The 20,147-nt window shown below is 46.6% G+C and carries 16 protein-coding genes; 11 read left to right on the forward strand and 5 right to left on the reverse strand.

Features of this window, described 5'->3' with window-relative positions; translation table 11 throughout:
* Positions 1-446: 446 nt before the first annotated feature.
* Positions 447-1,016 carry a Uma2 family endonuclease gene (locus QZW82_RS00705; protein ID WP_293142899.1) on the forward strand — a complete coding sequence of 190 codons (570 nt, stop codon included), beginning with the start codon at positions 447-449 and terminating at the stop codon, positions 1,014-1,016.
* Positions 1,017-1,124: 108 nt separating this feature from the next.
* Here the strand turns inward: QZW82_RS00705 and QZW82_RS00710 are convergent, their stop codons facing one another.
* Together QZW82_RS00710 and QZW82_RS00715 are read right to left on the reverse strand one after the other, a co-directional pair.
* A complete protein-coding gene (locus QZW82_RS00710; RefSeq protein WP_293142902.1) occupies positions 1,125-1,310 on the reverse strand; it encodes a hypothetical protein in 186 nt (61 codons plus the stop codon).
* A 12-nt stretch (positions 1,311-1,322) separates the two neighbouring features.
* Positions 1,323-2,405, reverse strand: a complete 1,083-nt coding sequence (locus tag QZW82_RS00715; RefSeq protein WP_293142905.1) for a PIN/TRAM domain-containing protein — start codon at positions 2,403-2,405, stop codon at positions 1,323-1,325.
* 398 nt (positions 2,406-2,803) lie between these two features.
* On the opposite strand from QZW82_RS00715, the gene hemW reads away from it, so the two are divergent.
* The 4 genes from hemW to QZW82_RS00735 all read left to right on the forward strand — a co-directional run bounded on the left by hemW (position 2,804) and on the right by QZW82_RS00735 (position 7,230).
* On the forward strand, positions 2,804-4,144 hold the full coding sequence (gene hemW / locus QZW82_RS00720) for a radical SAM family heme chaperone HemW (RefSeq protein WP_293142907.1): 1,341 nt from the start codon (positions 2,804-2,806) through the stop codon (positions 4,142-4,144).
* A gap of 227 nt (positions 4,145-4,371) precedes the next feature.
* Positions 4,372-4,632: a hypothetical protein gene (locus QZW82_RS00725; RefSeq protein ID WP_293142910.1), complete on the forward strand. Its 261-nt coding sequence runs from the start codon at positions 4,372-4,374 to the stop codon at positions 4,630-4,632.
* Positions 4,633-4,770: 138 nt separating this feature from the next.
* Positions 4,771-5,037: a DUF1830 domain-containing protein gene (locus QZW82_RS00730; protein WP_293142913.1), complete on the forward strand. Its 267-nt coding sequence runs from the start codon at positions 4,771-4,773 to the stop codon at positions 5,035-5,037.
* Between the two features lie 627 nt (positions 5,038-5,664).
* Entirely contained in the window at positions 5,665-7,230 is a 1,566-nt protein-coding gene (locus QZW82_RS00735; RefSeq protein WP_293142916.1) for an FAD-binding oxidoreductase, read from the forward strand.
* Between the two features lie 226 nt (positions 7,231-7,456).
* Here the strand turns inward: QZW82_RS00735 and QZW82_RS00740 are convergent, their stop codons facing one another.
* Positions 7,457-8,326, reverse strand: coding sequence for a lipid kinase (locus QZW82_RS00740; protein ID WP_293142919.1), 870 nt, complete (start codon positions 8,324-8,326; stop codon positions 7,457-7,459).
* Here QZW82_RS00740 and QZW82_RS00745 point away from each other — a divergent pair.
* Complete coding sequence (locus QZW82_RS00745; RefSeq protein WP_293142922.1) at positions 8,325-8,453, forward strand: hypothetical protein; 129 nt, start codon at positions 8,325-8,327, stop codon at positions 8,451-8,453. The genes QZW82_RS00740 and QZW82_RS00745 overlap by 2 nt on opposite strands.
* Positions 8,454-8,609: 156 nt before the next feature.
* Positions 8,610-10,004, forward strand: coding sequence for a HEAT repeat domain-containing protein (locus QZW82_RS00750; protein WP_293142925.1), 1,395 nt, complete (start codon positions 8,610-8,612; stop codon positions 10,002-10,004).
* Positions 10,005-10,111: 107 nt separating this feature from the next.
* Here QZW82_RS00750 and QZW82_RS00755 read toward each other — a convergent pair whose 3' ends face one another.
* Both QZW82_RS00755 and QZW82_RS00760 read right to left on the reverse strand, forming a co-directional pair.
* Entirely contained in the window at positions 10,112-13,528 is a 3,417-nt protein-coding gene (locus QZW82_RS00755) for a PAS domain S-box protein (RefSeq protein WP_293142928.1), read from the reverse strand.
* 90 nt (positions 13,529-13,618) lie between these two features.
* Complete coding sequence (locus QZW82_RS00760) at positions 13,619-14,887, reverse strand: transposase (RefSeq protein ID WP_293142931.1); 1,269 nt, start codon at positions 14,885-14,887, stop codon at positions 13,619-13,621.
* A 789-nt stretch (positions 14,888-15,676) separates the two neighbouring features.
* On the opposite strand from QZW82_RS00760, the gene QZW82_RS00765 reads away from it, so the two are divergent.
* From QZW82_RS00765 to QZW82_RS00780, 4 genes are all read left to right on the forward strand, one after another.
* On the forward strand, positions 15,677-16,666 hold the full coding sequence (locus QZW82_RS00765) for a LysR family transcriptional regulator (RefSeq protein ID WP_293142934.1): 990 nt from the start codon (positions 15,677-15,679) through the stop codon (positions 16,664-16,666).
* Positions 16,667-16,851: 185 nt separating this feature from the next.
* The gene (locus tag QZW82_RS00770; RefSeq protein ID WP_293142937.1) at positions 16,852-17,916 is read left to right on the forward strand and encodes an anthranilate phosphoribosyltransferase family protein; all 1,065 of its coding nucleotides are present in this window, start codon (positions 16,852-16,854) and stop codon (positions 17,914-17,916) included.
* A gap of 99 nt (positions 17,917-18,015) precedes the next feature.
* Positions 18,016-18,621: a molybdenum cofactor guanylyltransferase gene (locus QZW82_RS00775; RefSeq protein WP_293142940.1), complete on the forward strand. Its 606-nt coding sequence runs from the start codon at positions 18,016-18,018 to the stop codon at positions 18,619-18,621.
* 154 nt (positions 18,622-18,775) lie between these two features.
* Positions 18,776-19,951 (forward strand): aminotransferase class V-fold PLP-dependent enzyme, encoded by a 1,176-nt coding sequence (locus QZW82_RS00780; protein ID WP_293142943.1) that lies wholly within the window; start codon positions 18,776-18,778, stop codon positions 19,949-19,951.
* Positions 19,952-20,147 lie beyond the last annotated feature (196 nt).

Raw genomic sequence — 20,147 nt, forward strand, 5'->3', positions numbered from 1 at the left:
TTTTTCGTAACAAACCCCAAAGACAGTTGACAGTTGACAGTTGACAGTTGACAAGACCTCTTGCAAAAATCGGAAAACACCCTGAAATTATCTGCGTTTACCTGTGTTTATCTGTCTGACATCTGCGGTTGCAGGATCGATCGAAGACTTATGCAATCTTGTCTACAGTTGACAGTTGACAGCTTGCCGTGAACGTAGTCGAATGGTTAACCTAGGACATCAGTTGACCTAGAAGGAAGAGGATTGGAGTAATAAATAGTTTTCTTTTTATTTCTCCTTATAAGGGATAGGCTTTCAACTAATTCTTTCTGCTAATTTTAACCGCTCTTCAACCCCTCTGGGTTGGGATGAGAGTTTGTACAGACGCCGTTTCAACCGCCTGGTATTCTGAGCGATCGCGCATCGACGAGCTATAATTGTGTAATCCTCACCCACCTCAAAATTATATGGTTGCAAGTAAAAGCGACACCTACGTCTCCCCCGAAGACTATTTAGCAGGCGAGAAAGTCAGCCCCATCAAACACGAGTACAGACAAGGTGAAATCTATGCAATGGCAGGAGCAAGCAAAGCTCATGTCATTATTACGGGAAACGTGTTTGCTCTTTTGAGAAATAATCTTCGGGGAAGTGGCTGTATACCTTACGTGGCAGACATAAAAGTTCGGATTGAGGCCGCAAATTGTTATTACTATCCCGATGTAGCGGTGACTTGCGATGAACGGGACAGAAATACTGCTGAAGATTTCATTATCTACCCGCGCTTAATTGTGGAAGTCTTATCGCCGACAACAGCGGCTTTTGACAGAGGCGAAAAGTTTGCCGATTACCGCACTTCTGAAATTTTGCAAGAGTATGTCTTAATCAATCAAGAAAGAGTTAGTGTAGAGTGTTTTCGCCGGAATGCAGAGGGTTTGTGGGTGCTTTATCCTTATACTCAAGGGCAAGACGTTCAGTTTGCTAGTATTGATTTTAGCTGTGCGATCGAGGCATTGTATGAAGATGCGATACTGCTCTAATTCATCAAAATTGTTCGTAATAAGGACTTTAGTCCTGAGCGACTAAACGGCAGAGGGCGGACTAAAGTCCTCACTACAAACAGCGGACTAAAGTCCTCACTACAAACTTTATTTCTTCTTGCTGGCTTTCCAAGTGCCGCCGTAGAAGTACAAAGCATTGTTTTTGCTTACCAATTCCCAACAGTTAAGACACAGAAAAAACCACTGCCCCGACTCGTCATACCGGGCGCGGTAGAGAATCGGGGCAGATTGGGAACAGCGATCGCAATATTTGATTCTAATTCCTCTGGTCATTGTTTCTCAGTTTCAAGCAATAACTGACTCTTGAGGGCGGGCAAAAATCATGCGGCCCGCGCTAGTTTGCAAGGCGCTAGTGACTACGACTCGGGCTTCGGCGCCGACGTAGCTGCTGCCTGCTTCTACGACAACCATTGTGCCGTCATCCAAGTAACCGATTCCCTGAGACGGTTCTTTGCCTTCTTTGCGGATTTTTAGTTCGATCGTATCTCCCGGCAAATAAGTCGGGCGCACTGCATGAGTCAAATCGTTGATATTTAAAACGGGCAGTTTTTGAACGGTAGCTACTTTCGACAAGTTGTAATCGTTGGTGAGCAAAATGCCGTCGATATCCAAAGCAAATCGGACTAATTTAGCATCGACTGTGGCAATCTCTTCGTAGTCAGCCGAGTGAATTTGAATCCGTTCTGGATATGTTTCTTTGATGCGGTTGAGAATATCTAAGCCGCGACGCCCGCGCACTCGCTTTTGATCGTTGGCGGAATCAGCTATCAGTTGCAGTTCTTGCAGCACGAATTGCGGGATGATAATTTGACCTTCGAGGAAGCCTGTTTCTAGCAGGTTTTCAATCCGGCCGTCAATAATGCAGCTTGTATCGACAACTTTGGCACTTGTTGGCTTGAAATTACCTTCGCCTATCAACACTGTGGTGTCTAAGCTTTTGGGGTTGATCAGTCGCAGGAAAGCGCGGCCGTGGGTGTCTGTCAAACTGACGCCTGTGAAGCCGAACATGACGCTACCCAATACTGCGACTAGCGGTTTGATGAAGCCGAACTCGCGGGGAATTGGCAGCAAAAACAGCGGAGCCAGCATTAAGTTGGCGACTAGCAACCCGATGATTAAGCCTATAGCCCTTGTCAGCAGCATTTCCACCGGCATATCGCGGACTTGCTTTTCTACCCGCCGGTAGGTTGTTTGAGCCACTAATCCCAACACGAAGCCGATTAATGCTCCAAACGAGCCGAGTACCGAACTTAGGCCTTGTATATTTGTAACTTGCTCCAGCAGGTTGTTTGGCAGGAGCTCGACTCCGTAATAGCCGATTCCTCCGCCTGCAATTATGAATGAGATAATTATGATTGCGTCTAGCATTAGTTCTAGGTTAATGAATGTGTTTACATTATATCTTTCGAGTGCTGATAGTTTTTTCGTAGTTGCGATCGGATATCGCTATCTTTACTCACCAATTTTTATGAACTTATATTTCGCGCCTGTACCGTGAATGCGGATCTGCTACCCGTGCTTCGCGGCATTTAGCGCGCCCCTTCACGGGCAGACACGAGGTGCCAATAGACCGCCCTGCAACCTGTTCGGGAATTTCTGCCGATCGCCATCGCTAGGATATCGAGCTACAATAGCCGTAACTTGTGGGGCCCGACGCCATCGTTCGCAGTGCGTTATTGCTAAGAAAATGTCACAATATACATAATTATTCATGACGGTTTAATTAAAACTTTAGATTTGAAGTTGCACTTTTGGCTGGAAATGTAATGAACCCTACCACAGATTATTTAACATTTGAATTCCCAAAAAGTGGGCAGGTGTCAAATTTCGGCATTCCGAGTTCGGCTTACCTGCACGTACCTTTTTGTCGCCGCCGCTGTTACTACTGCGACTTTCCGGTTTTTGTGGTGGGCGATCGCAAAAATGGCGAAAATTCCGGCACAATTGTCCAATACGTTGCCGTACTGTGTCAAGAAATTCAAGAAACTCGAAATTTAGGCACATCTCTAAAGACAGTTTTTTTTGGTGGTGGCACGCCTTCGCTACTTTCTGTCAGTCAATTGAGCCATATTTTAGAAACTATCGACGGCAAATTTGGGATTGCTGCTGGGGCAGAAATTTCAATAGAAATTGACCCTGGAACATTTACTTTAGAACAGTTGCGGGGATATGCCGCAGCGGGAGTAAATCGAGTTAGTTTGGGAGTGCAAGCTTTTCAGGATGAATTGCTGCAAGCTTGCGGCCGATCGCACTCGGTGGCAGAAATTTGGGAAGCAGTAGAAATAGTGCGATCGGCTGGGATTGTCAATTTCAGTTTAGACCTAATTTCCGGACTGCCGCACCAAACCTTAGAACAATGGGAATCTTCCCTAAAATCAGCCGTAGCAATTAGCCCGACTCACCTGTCGAGTTACGACTTAATTGTTGAGAAGGGAACAGCTTTCGGGCGATACTTTGAAGCAGGTTCCCAGCCGCTTCCAGCAGATGAAACTGCTGCTCAAATGTACCGTTTAGCGCAGGAAATTCTGACTGATGCTGGCTACGAACATTACGAAATTTCTAATTATGCTAGGCCGGGCTATCAGTGTCAGCACAACCGCGTTTATTGGGAAAATCGCCCTTACTACGGCTTGGGGATGGGGGCGGCGAGTTATGTGGAAGGCCGGAGGTTGACAAGGCCTCGCAAAACTCAAGAATATTATCAGTGGGTGCGAAATCTTTCCGAGACAACTTCTGCTGCTACCGCCCAACTGGGGGGGGAAACCCAGACCGATATTCACCCAGCAATTGAACCCAATTTTCAAGTCTCAGACAATGATGTTTTGTTAGAAACGCTGATGCTAGGCTTGCGTTTAGCAGCAGGAGTTAACCTGCCGGCGCTGACTGAAAAGTTTACTCAGCAAACTGTCGATCGCATTTGGCATTGCTTGCAGCCCTACTGGCGGCAGGGATTGGTGGAAATTGTGAATGCTGGGGCGATCGCCACTTTAGCCGAAGGTGAAAAACTGCCGCTTTCGGGAAATTTGAGATTGAGCGATCCCGAAGGTTTTTTGTTTTCTAATACAATTTTAGCCGACTTGTTCAGCAAGTTAGGAGAGGATAATTAGCTTATGTCTTAGGAGGTATACACAGCGCTAAGGCGATCGCCCGTCCAGCCAAAGCCAGCAATTCGACAATAACAAAATTAAATTGCTCCCTGGGTTTATAATGTCAAAAATAATGTGTTTTATATCGATCCTTAATAAAACTTAAGTAACGAACTAAGCCTTGAGATAGACGCGACGACTGAAATCCGGCTGTCATACTTGAGAGTGACGATTTAAAAAAGATCTTGATGGAAACCCTGACTCTCGAACGCCACAACATTCACAGCAATCCCAATCGGGTAATTAGCGATCGCGGCTGCAATCAGACTTCTAAGTGTAAATTTTGCGGTCACTACAAGATGCAAAGAGGTGCCGTGGGTCACTGTCAATTGTTAGGCGCACCAGTGCGAGGAGGATGGAAATCTTGCACTTTAGCACTGCCGCCTTTTGCACCTTCTTGGGAACAAGTGGAAGGCGCCACTATTTCCTCAGGGACATTTATTTATTAATTAATTAATTAATTAATTATTAATTAATCTAAAGAATGTCGGGAAAAATTTGATTTTGACAGGCGAGCGGATATATATTAGACTGAGGCTGGTGACAGATACCTTGCACAATTTCACAAACAAGTTAAAAACATGAATATGACACTTACTCAGGTAATTTCGGAACGTGATGCGCGTATTTTGTGTTGGTATCTCAATACTACTAGCCAAATGCAAATTGCTCGGATTACAAATATTCCGAATTGGTATTTTGAGCGGACGGTGTTTCCGGGAGAACGTTTTTTGTTTGAAGCGCTCCCGGAAGCTCAGTTAGAAGTTTGCAGGAGTGCCGAGACGGGTGCTATTGTGTGCGAGCGAATTTTGTGCGATCGGCTGCGAGTTGAAGAATTAAGCGCACCTGATTAAACCAGTTGACAAATAAGTAGGGTGCGTCAGGTGTGACATTTTCAATCACCACCCAAAGTCTCAGGCTGACGCACCATTGATATCGTGTGCGATTAACCGCAGTAAGATTTGTTCGTAGTACGGACTTCAGTCCGAAAATGCTGCGGAATGGGAGGGTGGTTTTATTGTCAGGATAGGAAATCTCAAACTACCAAAAATATCGCTCAAAGGTCGGCTCGCGTTTGGGCCAAGGTACGTAGTTGCGCTTGTGCGCTCTTAGCTGATATTAGGAAAGAGCGCACAAGCGCAACTACGTACCTAATTTGTCTGACGACAATAAAAACGCCCTGGAAAATGCTGCGAGCTTTCGGGCGCACTACAAACTGTTTTTGTGATGGTAATCCACCGGATATAAGATGATTCCCGGCGTGCGTCAGGTGTGAGATTGTGGGTTTGTCACCAAAATCATCCTAGCTGACGCACCCTACTTATCAAAAACTTACAATTTGATGGTTCTTGTGGGATGGGCGTCCCGCCCGTCATGAAAATAACGGGCGGGACGCCCATCCCACGAAACTTAAATTTAAATGCAGACCAAATTTTAAGCTAAATTATATCAAATTAACCGCTCTTAAATATTAAAATCCCATGTCCCTCACCGAAAAAATTCTCTCCCAAGTGCCGGGAGACGCCCTTGGAGGCCTGCGAAAGGTCGATCGACTCTGGGAAAACCTCAAACAAAACACCGCCCCAACACCCGCAGCCGTCAAACACAGCCAACAACCCCTAGAAACCCTCGACTTCGACATAGTTATCAGCGGCGGAACCCTAGGAATATTAATCGGTACAGCCTTAGCAGTACGCGGTTGGCGAGTAGCCTTGCTCGAACGCGGCATCCTGCGAGGGCGCGAACAAGAATGGAACATTTCACGCAAAGAATTAGACGCATTCTTAGAACTAAACTTGCTTTCAGTTGCAGAAATAGACAAAGCAATTGCCACCGAATACAACCCAGCCCGCATCAGCTTTAGCAACACCCCCGACATCTGGGTTCGCGACGTACTCAACATCGGCATCGATCCTATTTACCTCCTCGAAACCCTCAAACAGAAATTTCTCAATTCCGGAGGAAAACTATTTGAAAATACACCATTTAAAACAGCAACAATTCACCCCAACGGAGTTATAGTAGAATCAGAAAATACCGACTCACAAAATGTCAACACTGCATTTACAACCAGATTATTATTAGACGCAATGGGACATTTTTCGCCCATTGTCCGCCAGGCCAGACAAGGCAAAAAACCCGACGCCGTATGTTTAGTAGTCGGCAGTTGCGCCCAAGGATACCCCAAAAATGACACTGGCGATATCTTTGCATCCTTCACCCCCATGCAAAATCAGTGCCAATATTTTTGGGAAGCATTTCCCGCCAGAGACGGGCGCACGACTTACTTATTTACCTATATAGATGCCGACACAGAAAGATTTAGTTTAGAAACATTATTTGAAGACTATTTGCGCTTGCTTCCCGAATATCAAAACGTCGAACTCGAACACTTAAAATTCCAAAGAGCACTCTACGGATTCTTTCCCTGCTACCGCCAAAGCCCTCTAAAAATGCCTTGGAATCGGATACTTCCAGTCGGAGACAGCAGCGGCAGCCAATCGCCCCTCAGCTTCGGCGGTTTCGGGGCAATGGTGCGCCACCTCAAACGCTTGACTCTCGGAATTGACGAAGCTTTAACCAGCGAAAGTCTAGACAAAAATTCCCTGGCACTTTTGCAACCGTATCAACCAAATCTATCAGTTACTTGGTTGTTTCAGCGTTCGATGAGTGCTGCGATGAATCAGAAAATAGACCCCAATCAAATCAATCAACTTTTGGCTGCTGTATTTGGGATAATGGAAGAATTGGGAGAACCAGTGCTCAAGCCGTTTCTTCAGGATATCGTGCTGTTTCCGGCTTTGTCGCAAACTTTGTTTAAAACAGCAATCAGCCATCCCGGATTGGTGATGAAAATTGTCCCGCAGGTGGGGATAGCTAATTTGCTCGATTGGATGGTTCATTATGTGAATTTAGGGATTTATACAGGATTGCAGCCTTTAGGGAAAGCGGTAGAACCGCAGGTGAAAAATTTAGGGGCCCAACAGCAATACTATTTTCACCGATTGGTTGAAGCCTGGAAATACGGCGCTGGAGGGGATTATTAATTCTCAGTATTTTTATTTGTAGAATACCGGGCGGTTGAAACCGCGTCTATACAGACAAAACCCGCCTCCGCGGGTTGAAGAGCAAGCAGTTTAACTCGTTACCAGGCTCCCAGGCTTCAGCCTGGCAACGAGTTAAAACAGTTAATTTTCTTTAGTCCGCGGAGGCGGACTTGGTTTGTGTAGACGCGGTTTCAACCGCCGTCTTATCTGATATATGAGTTGTGGGTTATACAGGCGCTATAACAGCTAAAGCTTTAGGAATCACTCGGAATTTTGCAGGGGTTTGAGTGGTAATTTCACCGTCGGTATTAATCGGACGGCGCTTGCTAGTATTGATCTCAATTTCTTGAGCGTGCAAGGCGCGAACGTTTGGCCAACTGTTATGATTTCCTTGCCTCATCGCTGGCAGCAAAGCAATGATTTCCCACCAATTTTTTGTTTCTAAACTATACAAATCTAGTCGCTTATCGTCGATGGTTGCATCTTCGGCAACTGTCATGCCGCCGCCGTAATAGCGGCCGTTGCCAATGGCTATTTGAATAGTTTTAACATTAAAAGATTGGTTGTTGACCTTGATTTCTGCTCTGAATGGTCGCGATTCCCAAATTGTTTGCAAAGCGGTAAAAGCATAAGCTAAAACTCCCCAGCGCTGCTTGGCGTCTTTAGTCAGGCGCTGGGTAATTTGCACGCTCAATCCTAAACTCGCTACATTAAAAAAATGCTGGCCGTTCACCCAACCTAAGTCTATGAGCCGAACTTTGCCGCTGGCAATTAATTGACAAGCTGCGGATAAATCTGTAGGAATTTTCAGAGTGCGGGCTAAATCGTTGGCAGTTCCCATGGGCAAAATACCTAAGGGTAATTTAGTGTCTATCAAACCTTCTATGGCGCAGTTGAGTGTGCCGTCGCCTCCGCCGACGATGACTAATTCGACTTGATTTTGGTGGCGCCGAATTGTGTCGGGAATTTCATCGGCGCGGTTGGTTGATTCTACAATTAAATCAAAACCAAGTGCTTGTAATTTTAGAGTGGCTTGAGATAACAGATTTTTCCCTTTGCGGGAGTGCTGGTTTACTAAAAGGAGAGCTTTTTTCATGAATAATTGGGAATTGGGAAAAATAATTAGATCGCGGTTGGGTGTCGTTGTTTTTATCTTGGTTGTCTCAAAGCTGCGATCGACTGCGATTTTGGTTTTTCAAATTAAGAATTTAACAGGTGGATGACTTAAGTGCATGAATTTAATGCTTTAATTACATTATACCTATGGTGATGGATTGACATTAATCTTAAATAATTGATAATTATAGCAAAAGATTGCTGAAAAGTCTCTCGCATTCTGCGCTAGCTGTCATCTACCTTCTTGAAGCTAAATTAAAATCATGTCGAATATTTTAGAACAAGCGCAGGCTGCTGCCGATCGCCAAAACTGGCCTCTTTTAGTGGAATGCTTGCAGCAAGTGACAGCAAACGGCAGTCAGCAGCCGGAAGCACATATTTTGGAACAAGCTGTCAGTTTAGCAATCGCAGCCTTAGAATGGGGGGATTTTCAAGACCGCTGGGAAATTGCTAAAGTATTGCCCAATCTGGGAAATGGCGCGATCGCACCTTTAATCGCCTTGCTTGAAGACGAAGAGGCAGATACAGAGCCCCGGTGGTTTGCCGCCCGCATCCTCGGAAAGTTTGTGAAGCCTAGCTATCCCGAAGGGAATCGCCCGGAAGTGATGCAAGCTTTAGTCAAATTAATCGAAAATTCTGATGAAGAATTGAGCCAAATTGCGGCGGAAACCCTAGGAAATTTCGGCACGAGTGCGATCGAATCCCTGACAAATCTCCTGCAACAACCAGACTCGCGACAGTTTGCTACAGCAGCCCTCGCCCAAATTCGGCGCCCCGAAATTATCGCACCGCTGTTGAGTGTAGTCACAGATTCTCAAGTTGCGGTGCGTGCTTGCGCTATTGAGGCGTTGAGTAGTTTTCACGACTCTCGGATTCCGCCAATACTGGTAGGTGCACTCAAAGATCCGGCGACAGCAGTCAGAAAAGAAGCCGTGCGGGCTTTGGGAGTGCGCGCCTATTTAGATGCAGAATTAGATTTAGTTAAGTTGCTCAAACCTTTGCTTTGGGATATCGGATTAGAAGTTTGTCAGGAAGCGGCGATCGCAATTGGGCGACTAAAAACCGATGCTGCGGCGGCGGCTTTATTTGAATTGTTGCGATCGCCCGCAACTCCCCTTGAATTGCAAATCGAAACTGTGCGCGCCCTCGGCTGGAGCGAAACCACTGCCGGTTTAGAATATTTGCAAAAAGCGCTGATCTGGCGATCGGCTGCTGATTTGGAAGGCGAGACATTGACAAGTAATTCTGCAATTCCAATTGTCGGCGAACACCGATTAATTGAAAACATGAATCCTGCTGTTTGTCAAGAGATTGTCACTGTTTTGGGGCGAGTGGAAAAGCTGGAATTAAAAGCCAAAGCTGCTGAAATTGCGATCGATTTGCTGGAGAGCAATCATCCCGCTGTGCAGTCTTCCCAAATCAAACAATCTTTGGCTTTAGCGTTAGGACAATTAGGAGATATCAGAGCTTTAGATGTGTTGGTTCAACTGTTGGCAGATGCCGATAACAGCGTCAGACTGCATAGTTTATCAGCACTCAAACGGCTGGGTGGGGGAGAGGTTCGGCAGCAATTAGCAAGTTTAGTCGATCGTCCAAGTCTCGAACCCAGATTAAAACAGGGAATTGCGATCGCCCTGCAAGAATGGCAAGAGAATTAGGATCGCACTTCTTTAAAGGTTCGTAGTGCGGACTTCAGTCCGCTTTCTGGCTGCGGACTGAAGTCCGCACTACGAACACTGCCCCTACCACAGGTTAACTGTCTTCTTTACCTCTTTTCAATAGGCAATCGCACACCGAAAGTCGAGCCGAGTCCCAGGCCGGGACTTTGGGCCCAGACAGTGCCGCCATGGAGTTCCACGAGATGGCGGACGATCGCCAATCCGATTCCCAACCCGCCGTAATTGCGTGTATGACTGCTGTCAGCTTGGCGGAAGCGATCGAACACAAAGGGCAAAAACTCCTTGCTGATGCCAATTCCTGTATCGGTAACGGCGATCGTCACAGAGCGAACCGGAGACGGAGACAACATCGCACTAGGAGCCGATCGCGGTTCCCCCTCCTCCGAGAGCCTGATTTCCACGCTACCGGACGGTGGCGTAAACTTAATGGCATTCGAGACCAAATTCCACACAACCTGCTGCAAACGAGTAGCATCGCCCCTCACCAAGCTCACCCCTTCGCCATAAAAAGTCGCCAATTCAACTCCCCGAGCTTCAGCATCAGGGGCGAGCGCTTTGACTGCGGTTTCTACAATCGGCACCAAATCCACGGGGCGCAGCTTCAAACACACTTTGCCACTCACAATCCGGGAAACGTCCAGCAAATCCTCAATCATCTGAGTCTGCAACCGCCCGTTTCGCTCGATCGTCTCCAAACCCACAGCCGTTTTTTCGGCACTCAACTTGCGCTGTCGCAGTATCTGGGCCCAGCCGACAACTGCATTCAGAGGCGTCCGCAACTCGTGAGAAAGCGTTGCCAAAAACTCGTCTTTAATCCGGTTGGCCTCCGCTGCTTCCCGGTAAAGCCGCGCATTATCGATCGCCACCGCCGCATCCCGCGCCAAATCCGAGAGCAAAATCAAATCGCCCTCGCAACAGCGGCGGCCGGACTCTCCGCACAGCAACGAAATCGCTCCCAGCGTCCGCCCGCGAGCGATCAGCGGCACGCAGATTGCCGACAGCGGGTTCTGGTAGCACAGCACTTCCAACAGTTCGTTGTCCGACAGCACCGCCTCGATCGCCCAATGCGGTATTTCTGGGTAGAGCTTCGATTCCCCAGTCCGCAGCACCTTTGCTACTCCGTGGCGTCCCTGGGGGTCTACCGGCAAACGGCGATCGATTTGCCACAACAGAGCGACTTTGCTCGGATCTGAGTGAGCAACTGCTTGCAAGCCGATCGAGCCGTCAGCCTCGATTAAATGCACGCAGCACCAATCCCCCAGCCCCGGTACTGCTAAATCTGCCAAATCTTGCAGCGCCTCTTGGTAATTCAAAGAAGCCGATGAGAGCACAGCCAAAGCTCGGGCGCGCAAATCCGCTGTGGCGGCCGATCGCTGGCGATCGTCAATATCAGTACAAGTCCCGAACCACTTGAGGATGTTTCCGTCAGCGTCCCGCACTGGCATGGCGCGACCCAGATGCCAGCGGTAAACCCCGTCAGATGCCCGTTTCAAGCGGTATTCCACCTCGTAGGTCTCCCCCATCTGCACCGACTCATTCCAGTGTTCCAGGCAATTTTCCAAGTCATCTGGATGTACCACTGGCTGCCACCCCCAGCCTTGAGTTTTTTCTAGGGTCAAACCGGTGTATTCAAACCAGCGTTGGTTGTAGTAGTCGATCCAGCCGTCAGGCCAAGCAGTCCAAACTATTTGGGGGATAGTTTCTGCGAGGATGCGGTACAAATGTTCGCTAGCTTCGGCTGCGCGACGGGCGGTTTGTTCCCGCGCCCAAGCCTGATTTCGCTGTTCTTCGGCCTCTTTGCGATCGCTGATGTCGCTAATGACGCCGATCCATTTCCACGGATGGCCTTGTTTGTCAAGAACTACTTTGCCCCGATCGATCCAGTGGAGCAAGCCACCACCGGAGCATTGCACGCGGTATTCCTGCAAAAATGGGGCAGTCCAATTGTCTGGCCCGCTCAAATATCGATCGACTGCGGCCTCGATTTGCGATCGGTCTTCCGAATTTAAAATACTGTTCCAAGCTGCTCTCGTCCTCGGAAATCTGCCTTTTTTGTACCCCAAAATTTCATCTACACGACCAAACCACAGCACGATACCGGTCTCGATATCCCATTCGTAAATTAAATCGCTAGCACTTTCTGCCGCAATCCGAAACCGCTCTTCTGACTGTCGCAGCACTTCCATAAACTTAAAGCGTTCCGTCACGTCCAAAACCAGAGACAGCATCGAGATCAACTGTCCAGAATCGCTGTAAAAAGCCGAATTGTGCCACTCGCAATGCACCAAAGAACCCGACTTATCATAATTGCTGTTGCGAACGACATTGCACCGTTCGTGTTGGTTTTTCAAACTCTCAATTGCCGCTTGTACATCTTTCACATCGCCGTCAAAAATAAAGTTCCATTCGCTAAAATGCTTGCCTAAAACTTCTGTTGCCTTCCACCCAAAAATCTTTTCAGCAGCCGGAGACCACCCACTGAGGCGAAAATTTTCATCCCACTCAATCACAGCTAGGGGCGTATTTTCAAAATGAGAAGTCAGTTTTTGCAGGGCGTCGCCCAGGGATGCTTCTACTTGCTTGCGGTCAGTAATATCGCTAAAAGAAATAGCCATACCGTCGCCCAATTTAACGGTCATAATCCGAAACCAGCCGACAATGCCTTCGCTGTTGTAAGAAATCTCAGTATTGAGCGGAATTCCTGTTTCTACAACTTGCACGTAACGATCGAACAAACCGCTATCTTGATGACCGGGCAGCACTTGCAGCAATCGCTTTCCGACCAATTCGCCCGGAGTGCTTTGCTGAATTTTTGCCGCAGCGGGATTGACGTATTCCCATTCAAAATCGACAATTTTGGAACCGTCTCGAATGCTGCGAAACACGTTAAATCCGTCTAGAGATAATTCCTGAAAAGCGCGAAAGCGTTCTTCGCTTGCTTGCAGCTTGTTGGCAATTTCCAGCAGGAGTTGTTGGACTCCCTCCGACTGCGCTATTTCTAGGAGCAATTGCTGGTTAATTGGCCCGAGTTCGCTGCTGGGGGATGGGACGGGATTTTCAAAGGTACAGCCAGCTTGCGGTCGATCGGCCTTTTGAGTTTCCAGCGCTGTATTTGCTGCTAATTGTGTCGCCCGCCCCGCAGCCAACACTTGAAAAAGCGAGGGCATCAATTCCAACACAGCCCACACAGAAATGACAGCGGTAACGGCGGCGAGCAAACTTGACAGCGCATAACTGGGATGCACCAGCATCGAAACTTGCATCAGGTGAGTTGTGCCACCGCAGAAAAACCCGAGTCCCAATAGGATAAAACCCTTGCTTGCAGGCACGTCCCGCTGCTTCCTGGCAAAGTAGATCAGCATCGCTGGAATTGAGTAATAAGCCAAGGCAATTAACAAATCGCTCACCGCGTGCAATCCCACTAACTGCGATTGCCACTCTTCCCATCCACCTTGGGGCATAAAATTGTGCTTAAATGACATAATCTTAAGAAAATTCTGCATTTCGCCTTTCCTGTGCGATCGATCGTACTTGCACTTGTGTTGCTGACCCGCTAATTCCTAGTTTATAGCTGGTAAAAGTATAGTCATTTATTACATGACATGGGAGGCGTTAAATCCCTCCCCCTTCACTTTTACTTTGAGCGGATTAACCCGCCTCGGCTGAACTACGCAGCTCTCTATCCCATTGCTAAACGCATTTGGGATTGCTTTTCTGAGGATGTTGTAAGAACCGTTCACATCAGAGTTAATTAATTGACCGGCTAATGTTCTGTATAATCCTCTTTTGATTCGCCTGCCACTAAATATGACATCCAAAGCGCCAGTAGACCCGTACACAGGAATTGGATCTAGATTCAAGAAGCTCGATTTAGACGTGTAAGATTCTTCTTGCACTATCACCTTAATTCCCACCAATCGAGCTTTGTATTCCAACATCTCAATTAGTCGAGCGTGAGGAATGCTGACAAAGTTTTGATTAGTTCGTTTTCCCAGGTCAATTTCTGTTTTCCACTGTGCATTTTTGCCAATTACTAGCGTCCCAATTTGATGAGTTGTCAAAAGTTCGACTATTAATCGACTTGTGTGATGCAAGTAATTATCGACTTTTTGGTTGCGACACCGGGTTAAGCGTTGAATGCGTGATGAGGTTTTGCGACTACCTTTCAATTGAGACTGCAATCGCGATGAGCGTTTATTGTAGAACTGGTTAATTGACTTCAATGGTCGCCCGTTAATCAACAAAGGAATAAATCCCGGTTGATTTGAAGTTAGCGCCGCTAAATTATTCAGTCCTAAATCGATACTAGCTACGAAGTTGCTACTACTAGCGGTGGACTCCGGCTCATTATAAATTACCTCAATTACATAAGCATCGCATTTGGGAACCAGTCTGACTTGGCAGATTCGTTCGGGGTTTACTTTGGTTTTGATTAAAATCTCAGTACCCGACAGCTTAATGATTCCTTTCTTCAGTTGCTTGCTGCTAATCGCCTGAATTGTATAAACTAGGATATTTCGACCTTTGACTTTATCTTTGTACTTTGGCAGTTTTGGAGGGCCAGTAAATTTAGAGGAATCTTTTTTGTAAGCCTTGAGAGCCTCAAAAAATGATTTCCAGTTTTTGTCTAACACCATCAAGATTTGCTGGCTTACTTTAGCTGGCAGGGCTTTGTATGCCTCGTGGGACTTCATCAAGCAATTCATTTCGTTGTAGCCGACATAGCCCCATCCATAAATGAAACTCTGACGAATGACGTAGTTGGCCGCATTGTAGAGATTTTTTGATTTAAAAGCTAGTGTGTCAATTTCAGTGAAACGATATTCCGTCGATTTAATGATGTGCCTTTCTGTTAGCTGCATTTAAGGCTTCCATTTTTTAACCTATGTGTAGTTCACTCGACCACCATGATAATATCATACTACCATTGTTTATAATTTCTTATAAACTCAACGAAGTTTTACAATACACAAAAAAACCGAAAACAACAATAACTTTAGGCGGCGGATGAAAGTTTATCGCAGATTTCAACCTGTCGGCAAGATTCGGACATTCGTTGACAGTAATACGGAGAGTTAGATACTATAATCTTCACAAAAATATACGATATAAAATGCTAAATTTCAACTTTTGATTTTATCTAAAAAACTTAGCTAAAGTCCTGGAAAAAACCACTGCCACTGTACAGTCGATCGAAGCTGCTTAGGAATGAGAATTAAACAACTTACATACAATTTGATAATTCTTGTGGGATGGGCCCAAAGAGCCCGTCCTTTCTGAACGGGCTCTTTGGGCCCATCCCACAAAACTGTGTAAATTATTTAATTTGCGATCGTGAGTTGCCAACTTGAAAACATCGCTCGCTCAATTTTGCTCAACAGAATCGTTATGATTGATAAAATTGCCCGTTCATATAATATAATGGATTCAATAGAGGAGAATGGAATAGTCTAAGTCTTATTTAGCCTAATAAATCCTAACCGAGCAAATTAATTTATAGGGCCAAGCATCCGCGCCTCTAGAACCAGAATCCAAACTAATCTGCACCTGTATCAAGCTGTACTAAATTATTCTACTCAATCGGTTAATGTCTCTAAAGTCTCTGACGATCTCCCAGTCAAATTTCTCAAACCATCTCGAATTAAACATCCATGCGCTTAGAGCAGCTTCAAGCATTTCTTTCAGTTGCTGAAACCGGTAGCTTTCAGCAAGCAGCCCGGAAGTGCGGCGTTACCCAATCGACTATTAGCCGTCAAGTGCAGGGACTTGAAGCGGAGGTGGGTTTGTCGCTGTTTCACCGCACCGCCCATGCCAAGCTGACAGTGGGAGGGGAACGCCTGTTACCTCACGCTCGCAAAATCTGTCAGAGTTGGCGAAATGCTGCGGAAGAATTGGGAGACTTGCTGGCGGGAAAGCAGCCGGAACTTTGCGTGGCTGCGATTCACTCGGTTTGCGCTGCTTATTTACCGCCTGTGCTGCAAAGGTTTTGTCGCAGCTATCCTGAGGTGCAGTTGCGCGTGACATCCCTGGGAAGCGATCGAGCTTTGAAAGTTCTCAAAGACGGTTTGGTGGACATCGCGGTGGTGATGAACAACCGCTATTTTACTCAAGCCCCGGAAATGTTGGTTGAGGTGCTCTACAATGAGCCGATCGAGGTATTAATGGCCGCGAGTCATCCCCTGGCCCAGTACGATCGAGTACCTTGGCCGGAATTGATTTGTTACCCGCAAGTGGTGTTTAAGGACGGGTACGGAATGCAGCGCATGGTACAAGAGCAATTCGGACGCATCGGTGCTAAACTTCATGCTGTTTTGGAACTCAACACTCTCGATGCTTTTCGAGGCGTGGTGCGCCAGGGAGAATTGATTGCTTTGCTGCCGCATTCAGCTTTGCTAGACGCTAAGGCCGATCGCACTTTAGCAATTCGCTCGATCGCTCAAGAAAGCGCAAATTCCAAGGTTTCGGCGATCCTCTTCGAGGGCTTCCCTAACGGACAATCGGCGATCGATCCGACTTGGACTCGCGAAGTGGTGTTGGTAACAACTCACGATCGAATGCAAATTCCGCCGATCGCCCATTTCTGGAATCTAGTACGGGAACTTGTGCCACCACGTGATGTCATCAAAGTAGTAAAATCCTGAAATTAATATCTATTTCTAATTGAGATTTGAAATTTGAGATTTGAGATTTGAGGGCGTCACCAATTACTAATAACCAATAACAACAACCAACAACCAATGACGACTAACAACTAACAACTAACAACTAACAACTAACAACTAACAACTGACAACTGACAACTGACAAATTCCCAACTTCAATAATTATGAGTGACGCATTTAGAGAATTGCTGCGAAAAATTGGCAGCGGAATACACACAGGAGAAAACTTAACTCGATCGCAATCAGCAGCAGCCACGCGAATGATGCTGCTAGGAGAAGCAACACCGACTCAAATCGGAGCTTTCATGATTTCCCATCGCATCAAACGGCCCACCGGCGAAGAATTAGCCGGAATGCTGGATGCTTACGAAGAATTGGGGCCAATGCTTGCCCCTCCCAACCGAGAAAAAGGATTTGCCGTTTCTAGCGTCGCCGTGTTTGGCGTAGCCTACGACGGGCGATCGCGCACCGCTCCAATTAGCCCAATAACCGCCCTAATATTAGCCGCCTCTGGCGTCCCAACCGTCATGCACGGAGGGGAGACAATGCCAACCAAAGAAGGCATTCCCCTAATCGAAATTTGGCGCGGTTTGGGAGTTGACTGGAGAAAACTTAGTTTAGAAAAAGTCCAGCAAGTTTTTGACAATACCGGTTTAGGTTTTGTTTACCTTCCCAAGCATTTTCCTCAAGCCGCGAGTTTAGTGCCCTACCGCCGCGAAATCGGCAAACGGCCGCCTTTTTCGACAATGGAATTGATGTGGTGTCCCTGCGCCGGCGACGTTAACGTCATCTCAGGCTACGTGCACCCGCCTACAGAGGGTATGTTTCAAGCAGCCTTTGAGTTGCGGGGAGTCAAGAATTATACCACAGTCAAAGGATTGGAGGGCAGTTGCGACTTGCCGCGCGATCGAACTGCAATTATCGGCATTGCTAAACCGGGCGCCGAGTTCGAGCGAGTGCTTTTAGCCCACGGAGATTACGGTTTTAGCAGTACAAATCCCGCCTTTGAATCAGCATCTGAGTTATTCAAACAAATGCAGGAAGTTTTGTTAGGAAAACCCTCAGAACTGATGCAATCTGCTATCTGGAACGGCGGATTTTATCTGTGGCGCAGCGGAATTTGTTTGGATATGAACTCGGGCTTAATTGAAGCGGAAAATTTATTAAGCAGCGGTGAAGTCGTGCAAAAACTAGAGGAAGTTAGCAAAGCAGTTAGTGCTTTGAATTGAACACAATCAATCAGGTTGACAGTTGACAGTTGACAGTTGACAGTTGACAGTTAACTAATGACCAATCACCAATGACTAATGACTAATGACCAATGACCAATGACTAACGATAAAATAGCAGTAATTGTACTCGCAGGCGGTCAAAGTTCGCGGATGGGTACGGATAAAGCTCTCCTAGAAATTGAGGGTAAAAGCCTGTTGCAGCGGGCGTGTGAGGTTGCAGCAGCCTTAACGCCACAAGTGTATGTTTTGACAGCTTGGCCCGATCGCTATCGATCGACCGCAACCCAAAAATCCCAATTTCTGGTAGAGTACAATCCGGGCTCCGGCCCCTTAGTGGCATTGACTCAAGGACTGACGGACATTTCAGCCGACTGGATTTTACTGTTAGCTTGCGATTTGCCCTTATTAGATTCCCGAATCATTGATAATTGGGCGAGTAAGTTAACAGAATTTCCCCCATCTACCTTAGCAGTTGTCCCCTATCAAAATTCGCGCTGGGAGCCATTATGCGGTTTCTACCGCAAACAATCTCTATCCAGCTTGCAAAGTTTTATTGACAAAGGGGGACGTTCATTTCAAGAGTGGTTAAATCAAATCCAAGCAATCCCTCTACCCGTAGGCGAACCAGAAGCACTAATGTTATCAAATTGCAATACATCAGAAGAGTTTGAGCAATTAAAAGGTAAAATGTTTGACAGTTGACAGTTGACAGTTGACAGTTGACAGTTGACAGACTAATGACGAATAGCTTTCGCGAGCGGGGACGCTCATACTTAAGGACTAATAGCGTTCGCGAGCTCTTAAGCTCACACTAATGACTAATGACTAATGACTAATGACTAATAACTAATAACTAATGATTAACGAATATTGGTTGCTCGATCGCGAAATCACATTCCTCAACCACGGTTCCTTTGGAGCCTGTCCGATTCCCGTACTGGAAGCACAAACCAGTTTTAGAGAACAACTGGAAAGAGAACCATTGCGCTTTTTAATGCGGGAATTTGAGCCGCTGTTAGATAACGCTAGAAATCAGTTAGCTGCCTTTATCGGTGCAGGCGAAGAAGAGCTAGCCTTTGTGCCGAATGCTACCACTGGAGTCAATGCCGTTTTGCGATCGATCTCTTTTAATCCGGGCGACGAATTGCTAACCACAAATCAGGAATACAACGCCTGCCGCAACACACTAGATTTTATCGCAGAGCGCACAGGTGCCAAAGTAATAGTAGCAGAAATACCATTTCCCATAGAATCGCCCCAACAAATTATCGAAGCAATAATTAAGTGCGTTTCCCCGAAAACAAAACTAGCTTTATTAGACCATATTGTCAGCCAAACAGGTTTAATCTTCCCCATCAAACAGTTAGTCGGCGAATTAGCTAATCGTGGCGTAGATGTATTAGTAGACGGAGCTCACGCGCCAGGAATGGTAGCACTGAATTTAGAAGAAATCGGCGCCGCTTACTACACAGGAAATTGCCACAAATGGCTTTGCGCGCCCAAAGGAGCAGCTTTCCTGTACGTGCGGCGCGACAAACAACATAGCATTCGGCCAACTACCATCAGTCACGGCGCCAACTCACCGCGCGCCGACAAATCGCGCTTTCAACTAGAATTTGACTGGATGGGAACAGTCGATCCAAGTCCCTATTTGTGCGTACCTGTAGCCATTGATTTCATGGGTTCTTTGTTGAGTGGCGGCTGGCCGGAATTGATGGCAAAGAATCATGATTTAGCATTGGCTGGGAGACAAATATTAGCAGATAAATTAGATTTGCCCCTGCCTTGTCCCGATGAAATGGTAGGTTCCATGGCTGTTATACCACTAGCCGACGAACAGCCTGACGCCGCTGCAACGGGTGGAATTCCACCATTGCAAGAGGTGCTGTGGCAGATTTTTAAAATAGAAGTACCCGTGATTCCTTGGCCGGATACTAGCAAGCGGCTGGTGAGGATTTCAGCTCAATTTTACAATACCTTGCCACAGTATGAATATTTAGCGAAAGCGCTAGCTGAGCTAACAGGAAGCTGACTAAAAGTTACCCAAAAAAAACCTAACCCTTAACTAAAGAAATTCCCAAAAAAAAACAAGGTACGTTGTTGGGCTTCAGCCCTCTTTCAGGTACGTTGTTGGGCTTCAGCCCTCCGAAAATTTGTGACGAATGACAAGTTACGCAACAACTGCTTTTACCGAATCTACCTAAATACGCTTGGGTTAAAGCTTTCAA

Source organism: Microcoleus sp. bin48.metabat.b7b8b9.023 (genome assembly GCF_013299185.1).
Taxonomy (GTDB): Bacteria; Cyanobacteriota; Cyanobacteriia; order Cyanobacteriales; family Microcoleaceae; genus Microcoleus.